Source organism: Acidimicrobiales bacterium (genome assembly GCA_035531755.1).
In the GTDB taxonomy this organism is placed as follows: Bacteria; Actinomycetota; Acidimicrobiia; order Acidimicrobiales; family UBA8190; genus DATKSK01.
Genome location: DATKSK010000072.1, coordinates 23959 through 35515 on the forward strand (window position 1 = coordinate 23959; position 11557 = coordinate 35515).

Genomic DNA, 11557 nt, shown 5'->3' on the forward strand with positions numbered 1-11557 from the left:
CGGCGATGGCGACCCGGAACGAGCCGGCCGCCTCGACGACGTCGGGCCAGGAATCCGGTGTCGGCCCGCTGTCCCCGGTCCCTACGGGCCAGCGGGCTCCGCATCGTCCCGGGCGTCGCGCGACGATTGGAGGGTGGCGGTGACGGACACCTCCGGCCGGCGCTCCTCCTGGCGGGGATACGTCTGGAGCATCTCGATGTCGGCTGGCGTGAGCGGTGGCACGATGATCCCGCGGGGCCACAGCCGGCGGGCCACGACGACGTTGGCTTCGGCCGCGTACAGCACGACCCGCGCCAGGAGGTAGATCCACCACAGAGCACCGAGCACGATGGCGAACAACCCGTAGACCTGGCTCATGTGACGCAGCTCGTGGCCCACGAGGAGCGCGCCACCGATCTGTAGGGCGCCGTAGGCGAGGCCCGCGAGTACGGCACCGAGCAAGAGGTGCCGCCAGGTCACCGTCCTCGGCGTGAGGATCCGGAAGATGGCCACCATCAAGGCCCCGTCGACCACCAGGGACCCGAGGATCTCGAGGCACCGCACGATCAGGGTCACGTGGCTGCCGAACGCGGCGACACTCGACAACCCGATGCTCGCGGCCAGGAAGACGACGGCGATGCCCAGGGTGGCCAGACCGCGCAGCGTCCTCGGGACGAATCCCGGCCGGTCGACCTGCGGGACGTTCCACACCTGCGCCATGGCGTGTTGCCCGCTCTGGACCGAGCCCACGGCTCCCCACAGCAGGCCGAGCACCCCCACTGCGATGCCGAACACGCCGTTGCGGCGAAGCCCGTGGATGTTGTCGGCGAGCGACAGGCGCCCGCTGTTGCTGCCGATGACCGGGAACTGCGAGAGCGCCGAGCTCACCACGCGGTGCTCGAAGGACGGGTTCCCCCCGGCCACGATGCCCAGCAGCGTCACCAGCACGAGCAGGAGCGGAAAGAGGGTGAGGAACCCGTAGTACGTCAGCTGGGCGGCAAGGGCCCCGCAGTTGTCGTCGCCGAACTTCTTGTTGATGGCGAACAGGATCGCCACGACCCGAGTCCGCCGCTGCGCGCTGTCGAGACGGCGCGCCAGTCGTGCGAAGAAGCTCATGTCCCCCTGCCCGTGGGTTTCCCGGGCTCGACCGCTCCGTATCCCCCAGGACGCCGACGCGGACCGTGCCGGCGGTCGTTCGTGGGGCGTCGTCTCCCGGCACGCGCCCCCGGAGTGCCGGGAGCCGGTGTGTCCTTCAGCGCGACACGATCACGGACGTGGTCGAGCTTGCCGTCGTCGCAGTGCGCCCGGTCGGGCTTCTCGAGCTTCAGGATCGCCACCTCGTGCTCCTCGGCGAAGTCGTGGACCGCCTTGCGGAGGCGGTTGCCGATCTTATTGAACAGCGCCGGGGAGGGGACCGGGTTTCCCAGGTGCCCGGTGAGGCCCGACCCCTCCCGCGAATGAGTTGGCGTAACGTCAGGGGGAGACACCTGACCAGGAGGACTCCCGATGGCCGAGCGCCCTGACGTTGCGGGCGAGCCGTGACCACCGATGCGGTCCTCGTCACCGGCGCCCTCGGACTCGTCGGAACGGCCGTCGTTCGCCGACTCGTCGAAGAGGGCCGCCACGTGGTCGCCACGGATCTCGACGTACCGGACAACCGCAAGAGGGCACGCGGTCTTCTTCGCTCCGGACAGGTGGAGGTCCACTGGGCGGACCTGACTGACGTGGGCGCGGTGGACACCCTCGTCATGGAGGTGGATCCCGGCGCGATCATCCACCTCGCCGCAGTGATACCGCCAGTCTGCTACACGCGCAGGAACCTCGCACGCATGGTCAACGTGGATGCGACGAAGTCACTTGTTCGCGCCGCGTCCGCGCTCCCGTCACCGCCGCGGTTCGTCCTGGCGTCCAGTGTCGCGGTCTACGGCGCCCGCAATCCGCACCGCGGCACGGCCCTATTGACGGCAACGACGCCGGTCGATCCCTGCGACCTGTACGGAGCCCACAAGGTGGAGGCGGAACAGGCATTGAGGTCGTCTGGCCTGGAGTGGGTGATCCTGCGCCTCGGTGGCGTGATGACTCCCGTACCACGGTCGGATGTGGGACAGGACATGGTGTACTTCGAGGGCTTGTTGCCCGTCGACGGGCGCATCCAGACGGTGGATGTCCGCGATGTCGCGAGCGCGTTCGCCAGGGCCACGACCACCGGTGCCACCAAGGAGGTGCTCCTCATCGGCGGAGACGACTCCCATCGGGTGGTCCAGGGAGCGCTCGGCTCCGCCATGGCCGGAGCCATGGGACTTGTCGGCGTCCTGCCCCCCGGTCGGCCCGGTGACCCCGACAGCGACCGCGACTGGTTCACCACGGACTGGATGGACACAGTTCGCGCCCAGGAGGTGCTGTCCTTTCAGCACCACTCCCTGCCGGACATGTTCGCCGAGACCCGGGACGAAGTCGGCTGGCGGCGATGGCCGCTCAGGGCGGCCGCGCCGATCATGCGCGCATACGTGCGGTCGAGGTCCCCGTATCGCCACCGCACCGACGTCTATGCAGACCCGTGGGGAACCATCAACCGCAAGTGGGGCGACCCCTCACCTGACGGCGCGCAGGGGGTCAGCGCTCCGACACGATGACCGGACGCGACCGCGCTACGGCCTCCAGGAGCAGACCGTCCACACATATCGTCCCGAACGGCCTGGTCTCTACGAGGTCGGCCGGACAATCCGGTGGTACCCGGGCGACGTCAGGTAACCGCTCGAAGTGGGACAAAAGAATCCCGTCGAGGGCGTTGGTGGAACGCGCTGGATCTGGCCGTGCCGCACCTGCGCGAGCAGGAAGCAGCTCGACGAGACTTCCCCGGCGGGATTGCTGAGAGGAATCAGCCCACCGGAGTCGAACAAGGTCGTCTTGTTGAGGGCCGAGATGAGTCCGGCTCTCGTGGGTGGGTCACCCGCATGCTTCAGAGCCGCGGCGAAGAGCTCTGCTGATATCCATCCGGAAACCGACTCGATCTCGAAGTTGGGGCGTGCATCGACCTTCTTCATCCATGCAACGAACTGTGTGACGGCCGGGATCGTCTTGGCGTCCTGGCCAAGGTACAAGGGGTAACTCTGAAAGATGAACATTCCGTCGGCGGCGCTCCCTGCCAACGCCAACAACCGGCTCGAGTAGGCAGCACCCTCGATGTTGATCGGTGTGAAGTTCTGTTGTTGCATCTGTCTCGCGAGGGCCGCCGCGAAGTTGTCAGGGAGCTCGAGTGAGATGAACATCCGAACACCGGCATCTTTCATGGAGACGATGTCGGGCAGGAAGTTCGTGTCGAACGGTCCCACCCCTCGGTCATAGACGATCCGTATGCCGACCGAGGTCATTGCTGTCTCAAACGTGTGCTCGATCGCAGCCGTAGCGGGTGTGGCCTTTGCCCAGATGATGCCGACCTTCTTCACGGCCTGGGGGTAGGTGTGCTGCAAGTACTTGAAGAACCCGAGGGGGTAGTTGTTGACCGGGTTTGGCAGGGCGCTGTAGACGAACGGGTCACTCACCATGCCGGTGTCCAGTGGAAGCGTGATGTCCGGCACGTGGGCGATGTCGATCAGAGGCTTCTCGGCGGCATCGAGTAGCGAGAAGCCGCCCACCAGCGCGAAGTCGTTGTGGATCTGCGCACCGGTTGCCACCGCCACTTCTCCACTCTGGAAGGTGCTGTCCTGGGCGTCGAGAATCAGCTTCCTGCCGTTGACCCCACCTTTGCTGTTGATATATGCAAAGTACGCCTTCGTGCCGTCTTCAGCTCCCTTGAACAAACCAGGGATAGGTGATCCCAAGTCGTCGACTTGTCCCACCGTCACGGAGTTGGCTGTCACTCCGGGCGCGGGACCCCGGCCACCATTTGCATGGGCGGACGATGTGGGCTCAGTGGGCGTCTTGGGAGGGGATGCTGCCGAGCCGGCTGACGAGCATGCCGCCACGCTGATGGCAAGCATCACGAGCATCAGCGGCGACATCGCGCTCGCGGTGCGACGCCGGCGCACCCGGCTGCCCGGGTACCGCCGATCCGGGATCGTCGTCCGATCGCAGATTGCCCGGAACTGCCGGTTGACCATCGCGGTAACCTACAGTTCGGACCAGTGTCCGCCTGACCGGAATCATCCACTCCAGTGTCGCCAGGGGAGCCCCTGGGAAGTTCCGGCAGCACCGGCGGCGCGTCCGGAGGCGGTCTGCGCCTGCTCGGGTGTGGTTCAAGACTCGGCGGGCACGTGCCGATGGGAGGACGGTGAGCCTCGCCACAGGCATGACGCCGCCTATCCGCGGACCATGGGTGCCCTGACCAGGGATATCTCTCGCAGTGGCCGATCCCCGGTAGCCCCCAGACGTGCGGGAGCGTTCGGGTTGTTCCCGGTGCCGTCACCCTCGCTACTGTCTCGGCCCAGGACATGCAACGGGGACGGCAGTGACTCGGCTTGACCTTGGATCGAGCGAACGCGTCAGCGATGTCGTCCTGCCGCGCCGGCTCGGTTACCTCCCCCAGCTCGATGGGCTCCGAGCCGTCGCCATCGGTATGGTCATGCTGTTCCACCTTCTGCCACTGCGGGCCCCCGGTGGCTGGATCGGCGTCGACATCTTCTTCGTGCTGTCCGGGTTCCTGATCACGTCGCTGCTGCTCGACGAGCGTGTGATGACCGGCCGTGTGAGGTACGGCCGGTTCGTGCTTCGCCGGTTCTTCCGGCTCTACCCCGGGCTGGTCGCACTCCTGATCGGAGCGACGATCTGGGCCGAGATCGTCGGTATCCCCCATTGGGGGACCGTGGTTTCATGGACCGTAGAGGTCCGCCGCAACATCGTCGACATGAGCCAGAACTCCAACCTGCTCAAGGACAACGTCCTGGGCCCGACCTGGACCCTCGCCATGGAAGATCAGTTCTACGTGGTGTGGCCCATCGTGTTGATCGTGGCGTCACGCTTCATGAGCCGTCGCGGGATCGCCGGCCTCGCCGCCGCCGGAGCCCTGGCGTCGCTCCTGGTCAAGTGTGCTCTGTACGGCAACGGTGTGGCGGTCCGGCGCCTCATCTTCGGGCCTGACTGCACTGCCGGCTTGTTGTTGATCGGATGCGTGGCTGGGCTGCTGTTCGTCAACCGCGATCTCGACCGCCTCCGGGGGGGCGTGCTGACACGCTTCGCTCCGCCGTGCGTGATGGCCTTGCTCGGCGTGGCCTTCGTACTGGCCCAGGAGACGGATCGTTGGCTGTATGTCGGCCCGACCACGGTGTTGGCGCTCGCCAGTGCGGTCCTGATCGTCGGCGTGGTCCTCGCCCCGACGACATGGTTTGCCCGCCTGCTGTCGTGGGGCCCCCTTGTCCTTGTCGGGAAATGGTCGTACTCGCTGTATCTGTGGCACACCCTGGCCTACTTCATCGTCAGCAATTCCGTGGCTCGGGGACGAGCGGGCTTCGTGGGTGTGGCTGAGAAGCTGGGGTTGGCCTTCGCCCTGGGAATCACCTCGTACTACCTGATCGAACGTCCCGTCAGGAACCTCGGTCGATCCGTCTTGGCACGCTCGCGCCAAGAGGTCGTGGCGACGGTCATGTCGGCCGACTGACCCTGGTTCGAAGCCGAGGATGTGATGTCTCGGGGGTTCGCACGGTCGCTCTCGACGGTCGGCACTCTCGGCACTGAATCGATCGGAGTCTCGTCAGCGCTTCGCAGGGGGAACGCCCGCGTCGATCGCTTCGCGGGTGGGGGCATGGTGCGCCGGCCACCACGCCGGGTCGTGCGCTGGGCGGCGGAACAGCCAGAGGTTGCCGAGTGCCCGGGCCTCGCCGTGGAAGGCGTCGCGCACCGCGCACTCGACCCCACCCCCCAGGTCCGTGCGCCCGGCGTGGGAGTTCTGGTAGTCGTCGCCGCAGATGATTGCTCCTGGCGCAAGCATCGGGAGGGCGGCGTCGATGAGGGCCTTGGTGGCTGCATAGGTGTGGCCGGCGTCGAGGTGGATGAAGGCGATCGTACGGTCGAAGGTGCGCAAGAATTCGCCGCCCTCCTGTCGGTGTGCCGACACGTGCGGATACGGGGCGATGTTCTGGAGGAACGTCTGGTACACGTCTCGCGTGCGCGCGGCGGTGACGCTGGGGTGAGCGGCGCCCTCGTCAGTGTTCCCCAGCCACCAGTCGACGGCGTGGAGGCTCCGGTCGGTGCCGGCCAGTCCGTGGGCCAGGGCGACTGTCGATCGGCCTTCCCAGCAGCCGATCTCGACGAGCTCGCCGTCCACTTCCTCGGCTACGACGGTCCGCAGCAGGCCGACGAGGTCGTGTAGCTGGGGTTCGGGGTACCACTCCTCGTGGAAGGCCGCCTCTGGAAGCTCCCCGGGTGGGCCACCCGGGAAACGAGCGGTGAAATGGTCGGGGAACTCGTCGTGGACCCGTGCGAGCTGGATGTCGTGGACGGTCATTCCGTTCGCCACGAGCGACTCCACGGCGTCGTGTACCTGAGGACTGTCGTATTCGGCGTGCGAGTAGGACCGAAGCTTCTGGTGGATCTGCTCCTCGCCTCCGAAATACGACAGGTGCCAGCCGGCGGCGGTGACGGCGGGGAGCGTCGCGGTGCGCCGCAGGGCGTCGAGCGACCACGGCAGGTCGCGGGCCCGGAGCGCCTTGGGGTGTCGCCACTCCTGCGGGGAGCGCCAACCCAGCGAGTAGTAGTAGAAGGCCATGTCCAGGCTGACGGGTCCCGACTGGGTGGCGGTGATGATGTCGTCGATAGTGGCGCGGCGCACGATCTCGTCCACGTCGCAGACCAGGACCAGATCGTCGGGTGCCGCTCCCGACAGAGCCTGAAGACCGGCGTCGCGCTGCACGCGCTCACGCTCCCACGCCGATAAGGCAGGATCCGTCTGGACCGCCACATGGTGGAAGGCGACGTCGAACCGGTCGAAGCGGCCGCTGTTCTCGGCAAATGTGAGGGATTTGCGGTCCCCCCGGAATGTCTGTTCCGACTCGACCACGACGACGTGGTTCACGATGCCCTCGAGCTCCTCCAAGCGAGCCTCGAGCATGTCGAGCTCGTTGTAGAAGAGCACGCAATCCCACACCGCGGGTGCGCTCAAGGACGGCAACGGCTCACGTTTGCGGGCGGTGACGACGAACGAGCGGGTGTTGAGCTGTTCCAACCGGTGACGGTCGACATGCTTGAGCAGGACGTGGCCGAGGTCCAGGTCGACGGCCTTGCCCTCCGGCGGCGCCTCCACCGGGAACAGCACGGCATCCCGGAGGGGCTCTACGGCCTCGACCTCGAGCCCAGCGGCGCTGAACATGTGGCCAACCGTCGCGGGAGCGAAGAACCGGAGGTGGCTCCGGTCGACCGCTCCCCCGCCGTCGTAGTCGAAGCTGCCCGCCACCAATGAGGCGATGACGCCCAGATGGGCAATGTTGGGGAGGTTGGCCACGACCACCCCGCCCGGGCGGAGCATGCGGCCGAGCTCGCCCACCACAGCCCAGGGATCCTCGACGTGCTCGAGGACGTCCGTCGCCACCACGGCGTCGACGGGCCAACGACCGTCGTCATCGTCGTGACGTCCGTCGGGCTCGGCTCCCACGGAGGCGTCGGCGACGGCGACGGGGCGTACCAGGGCGGGTTGCCGGTACGCAATGGTCGCGCCGAGCGGACCGGGGCCACCCACCTCGAGGATCGTGCGTGCCCCGAGGGGTACGTGGGAAGCGATCTCCCGGACGGCGCCCGACGCCGTCTCGGTGACCGGCGTCGGTACAGACTCACCCAGCGACTCCAGCACGGCCCGCGCCCCGGGATCCGAGTACCGCTGCCACGCCGCGTGCGCCGCCTCGACCCGCTCGGCGGTCGACCGCGACGTGTCGCGGGTCCTCGCCATCAATGGGCACAGGGCGTCGAGCCCGCGTGCCCGCACCCGGCCCGCCCAGTCGATCAGGTCCGTCAACGGCAGTCGGGGCGCGATCTGCACGAACGCCGCCAGGACGACAAGGGCCGCCGGTTGCGTCTTCCAGCACTGGTCGATGACGAGACATGCACGCTCGGCATCGTGCAACTCGGTCGCCGCACTCAGCAACTCGGGCAAGTGGTCGATCCCGGCCGTCGCCACCAGGGACAGAATCTCCGGGTCAGGATGCGCGCCGGTGGCTGGCGGTACGGCGTGCGACGAACGACCCGTGTCGAAAGCGGTCAGCTTGGCCGCGAACCATTCACGACTGTGATGGGTGGCCAGCGGGGCGGCAGCGTTGCCGTCGACTGGCGCTTTGCTCGCAGAAGTCACCGATGGCTCCTCCGCCTCGACGGGCGTGACCGATACCCTTACTTCGGGTCGGTCCGGCGCGCTCTTGAGCCGCCACGGGGCGGCGGGGGAATTCTGCACCGCAGGTGGTGGAACCCATCTCGGAGAGTGAGGCTTGGCCCCATTCAGCGCTGCAGACGATGACACCACGAGCAGCGAGTCCTGACACGCACAGTGATCCTCATCAAGGTCCTCGGATCAGGTGTCGATCCCTTGCTTCATGACGGCAACCCTTGGACTGCTCGCCGAGGATCGACGGACCACCGTTGTCGACGATGAGACCGGGCATGCCCGCGCTCTGCGGGAGGCGGTTGACTCCGACACGTCACCGTGGCGCTTGGCCGCCCTGGCCAACCACGTCGACCCCCACGTACGCATGGCTGTTGGCGCGAACCCTTCGGCGCCGGCTCTCACCATCTTGCGGCTCCGACGTGACCTCGACCCCCGTGTCCGAGTGGTCTTGTCTGCATATCGCGAGATAGACCGATGAAGGTCTGGATCGACCAGGACCTCTGCACCGGTGACGGTCTGTGTGAAGAGATCGCTCCGGCCGTCTTCACGCTGCTCGACGACGGCCTTGCCTATGTGAAGGAGAGCGACCACATTCGTCGTGACCCGGGCGGCGCCGCAGGCATGGCACCGGTCCCCGAGGAGTTGGAGGATACCGTTGCCGAAGCGGCTGAGGAATGCCCTGGCGAATGCATCTATATCGAACAGACCTGAGAATCCGCTCGGTCCTGGGTCACGTGCGTACTCGGAGCGAGGATGAGATCCGACGAGGCCGAAGTGCCCGAAAATGTTCCGACCCGGCGATACGGGGCGGGCGGCCCGAGTCCGGGGCGCCCGACCACTGCACTCTGAGGACGGTCCTCTCCGGCTCGACGGCGAGGATCTTGCAGGAACCGCAACTACGGCTTGGTCACGGTCCACCCCCGTCGCCGAAGCTCGGCGGCGATCTGCACGTCAGGCATGCGACGGATCAACTGCTCGGTGCCAGACAGCTCTGACGCCGGGAGGACAACAGCCGATTCGCCACCGAACTCTGCGGTTTGCAGGCGGTCGATGAACCCTGCAGCTTCGTCGCGAGTGAACTTGCCAGAAGCCTGACGCTGTGTGAACCCCATCGGGCCACGCGCCTCGCGAAAGTCGGCATGGCCTGCGCCATTGAGGAGGGCCAGCAGCTCCCGCACCTGGCTTGCCGAGGCGGGTGGGCCTGATTGTTGGCCGAATGCCATGGTTGGCAGTCTTGCCGAAGTTGCGAAGGGTCGCTCATCCTCTCCGTCGCTCGGTCGGCGAATACCTACAGGGCACAGTCACAGCCCGGAGCACGAAGAGCAGGACCGGCATCCGCCTTTTGGATCCCGGCAGGCGGCCGTCGAGGCGCCGACCGGATCTTCATGGCCACCAACGCTGCGGGCGTCGCCACACGGCATGTCACGATCGCAAGGAGCCCATGTGCCGGTCACCCCGCCCGACCGGGGACGAGCCTGTGGCATCGAAGCGATGTGCCGAGGATTCAGGTCGATACGTCGCAGGTCGGGATCCAACTGTTCGCCGAAGAAACTTCAATCACAATTCGGAAGACGGCTGATCGTGGGGGTCCGCCCACGGCAACCCGGACAGAACGGCCACGGGCTCTCTAGCCGAATGCGGGCAGCGCTGCTCAAGCGCGAATATCAATCGGTCGGAAGTCAACCTGAGCCTCGGTACTGGGCGCGATATATCGGCACATCTCGCACGGGATCGATAATCCCGCCACAAGCGCGTTATGCGCTGGAATGCTTGTCCAGAGGGATAGGTCGTGCTAGCTCGACTCGGTGGACAACCGACTCCTGACGGCTGATCGAGCACGGGTAACAACCGCGAGGTCATCGTGAAGAACACTGACGAGGTTCGTCCCGGCGAGGATGACACCCAGCTCGAAGGCGAGCTGCCCGGGGTCGGTGCCAACTGGGAGTTCACCCTTCTCAAGGGCGACCTTTGTTTCACGCTCCAGCAAGTCACGCCACTGCTGCTGGATGCGGGCCACCTCGTCATGGACACGGCCAGGGCGACCACCAACCTCGGCCGAGGCGGCCACGAAGAAGCAGCCACCGGGAAAGATTCGGCGCTCCACGTAGGAGAGGAAACCTTCACACAGCGCGAGCAGGCGCTCGCGCCCAGGCTCGGTCGCATCCAGTGCAGGGGTGACCACTTCCGTGATGAAGCTGTCGCGTGCTGCGTTGATCGTCGCCAGTTGGAGTTCTTCTTTGGAGCCGAAGAGCGCGTAGACACTGCTCTTCGCTATGCCGGTGGCGTCGGCAAGCCGGCCGATCGAAAGCCCTTCGATTCCCTCGATCGTTGCCAGCTGCGCTGCCTGTTCCACGATGCGGGCACGCGACCGTTCTCCCGGGGCTCGGGTTTGCTTTCTCGGGGTGTCCTCCTCAGGCATCGGCGTATCGTCCCCGTTCTCTCGGCTGGCCACCTTGCATCTTAGACGAACGATCGTTTAGAGTTTCTTGTACGGTCGTTCGTCTAAAGAGAGGTCCGATGTCGCAGATCACCATGGACTGGGAGGAAGCAGGGCGGGGTTGGGGAGCCCGAGCCACCGACTGGGCCTACCTGTTCGAGCACTATGCCCGTCCGGCGAACGAGGTCGTCTTCGACCACCTGGCCGTCGGTCCCGGCGTCCGACTCTTGGACATAGCGTGTGGGGCCGGTCTGGCCGCACAGTTTGCCGCTCGCCGGGGGGCGGTCGCTTCGGGACTGGATGCATCAGAAGCTCTCGTCTCGATCGCCCGAGCCAGGACACCGAGCGGCGACTTCCGGATGGGTGACATGTTCGCCCTCCCGTTCCCTGACGCCGCCTTTGACCTCGTCACCAGCTTCAATGGGATCTGGAAGGGGTGCGAGGGGGCGCTTCGAGAAGCCCGGCGCGTCCTCGTCCCAGGCGGACGGCTGGGCTTGACCTTTTGGGGCCGTTACGAACATCTCGGTCTGATGCCCTACTTCTTGAAGGTCATCGAGTTGTCGCCTCCCAGCCATGGTGAAGCAAGCCGTGAGCAAGGTGACACCGGGCGTCTCGGGGTTATCGAGGACATGCTGCTATCGACGGGGTTCCACCCACTTGAACGCGGGACGGTGAACGTCACAAGCGAGTGGCCGGATCTTGAGACCGCGGTCCGGGCGCTCGCCGCCGCAGGACCATCTATCCCGGCCATCGAAGCCGTCGGCTACGAAGCCTTCTGCGATGCGTTGGGCGAGGTGATCGAGCCCTTGCACGTCGACGGTCTGGGGATCCGCATCTCC

Annotated in this window: 9 protein-coding genes; 4 read left to right on the plus strand and 5 right to left on the minus strand. The window is 66.4% G+C overall.

Annotation, left to right across the window (positions count from 1 at the left end):
- Positions 1-81: 81 nt before the first annotated feature.
- Entirely contained in the window at positions 82-1095 is a 1014-nt protein-coding gene (locus VMV22_14550; protein HUY23549.1) for a YihY/virulence factor BrkB family protein, read from the minus strand.
- Positions 1096-1517: 422 nt separating this feature from the next.
- Here VMV22_14550 and VMV22_14555 point away from each other — a divergent pair, with 422 nt between their 5' ends.
- Positions 1518-2612, plus strand: coding sequence for an NAD(P)-dependent oxidoreductase (locus tag VMV22_14555; GenBank protein ID HUY23550.1), 1095 nt, complete (start codon positions 1518-1520; stop codon positions 2610-2612).
- 69 nt (positions 2613-2681) lie between these two features.
- Here the strand turns inward: VMV22_14555 and VMV22_14560 are convergent, their stop codons facing one another.
- On the minus strand, positions 2682-4079 hold the full coding sequence (locus tag VMV22_14560; GenBank protein ID HUY23551.1) for an ABC transporter substrate-binding protein: 1398 nt from the start codon (positions 4077-4079) through the stop codon (positions 2682-2684).
- 347 nt (positions 4080-4426) lie between these two features.
- On the opposite strand from VMV22_14560, the gene VMV22_14565 reads away from it, so the two are divergent.
- Complete coding sequence (locus tag VMV22_14565; protein HUY23552.1) at positions 4427-5572, plus strand: acyltransferase; 1146 nt, start codon at positions 4427-4429, stop codon at positions 5570-5572.
- Positions 5573-5665: 93 nt separating this feature from the next.
- Here the strand turns inward: VMV22_14565 and VMV22_14570 are convergent, their stop codons facing one another.
- Positions 5666-8080, minus strand: a complete 2415-nt coding sequence (locus VMV22_14570; protein HUY23553.1) for a class I SAM-dependent methyltransferase — start codon at positions 8078-8080, stop codon at positions 5666-5668.
- Between the two features lie 675 nt (positions 8081-8755).
- Here VMV22_14570 and VMV22_14575 point away from each other — a divergent pair.
- Positions 8756-8992, plus strand: a complete 237-nt coding sequence (locus VMV22_14575) for a ferredoxin (protein HUY23554.1) — start codon at positions 8756-8758, stop codon at positions 8990-8992.
- 185 nt (positions 8993-9177) lie between these two features.
- Here the strand turns inward: VMV22_14575 and VMV22_14580 are convergent, their stop codons facing one another.
- Both VMV22_14580 and VMV22_14585 read right to left on the minus strand, forming a co-directional pair.
- Positions 9178-9504, minus strand: a complete 327-nt coding sequence (locus VMV22_14580; protein HUY23555.1) for a hypothetical protein — start codon at positions 9502-9504, stop codon at positions 9178-9180.
- Positions 9505-10073: 569 nt separating this feature from the next.
- Positions 10074-10700, minus strand: a complete 627-nt coding sequence (locus tag VMV22_14585) for a TetR/AcrR family transcriptional regulator (protein HUY23556.1) — start codon at positions 10698-10700, stop codon at positions 10074-10076.
- A 98-nt stretch (positions 10701-10798) separates the two neighbouring features.
- Between VMV22_14585 and VMV22_14590 the strand changes: the two genes are divergently transcribed.
- A partial coding sequence (locus tag VMV22_14590) for a class I SAM-dependent methyltransferase (GenBank protein ID HUY23557.1) occupies positions 10799-11557 on the plus strand: 759 nt, incomplete at its 3' end.

Bases quoted from the DNA above. Each gene is read 5' to 3' on its own strand.
- VMV22_14550 (HUY23549.1), bottom strand. From the start codon at position 1,095: ATGAGCTTCTTCGCACGACTGGCGCGCCGTCTCGACAGCGCGCAGCGG.
- VMV22_14560 (HUY23551.1), bottom strand. From the start codon at position 4,079: ATGGTCAACCGGCAGTTCCGGGCAATCTGCGATCGGACGACGATCCCG.
- VMV22_14575 (HUY23554.1), top strand. From the start codon at position 8,756: ATGAAGGTCTGGATCGACCAGGACCTCTGCACCGGTGACGGTCTGTGT.
- VMV22_14580 (HUY23555.1), bottom strand. From the start codon at position 9,504: ATGGCATTCGGCCAACAATCAGGCCCACCCGCCTCGGCAAGCCAGGTG.
- VMV22_14585 (HUY23556.1), bottom strand. From the start codon at position 10,700: ATGCCTGAGGAGGACACCCCGAGAAAGCAAACCCGAGCCCCGGGAGAA.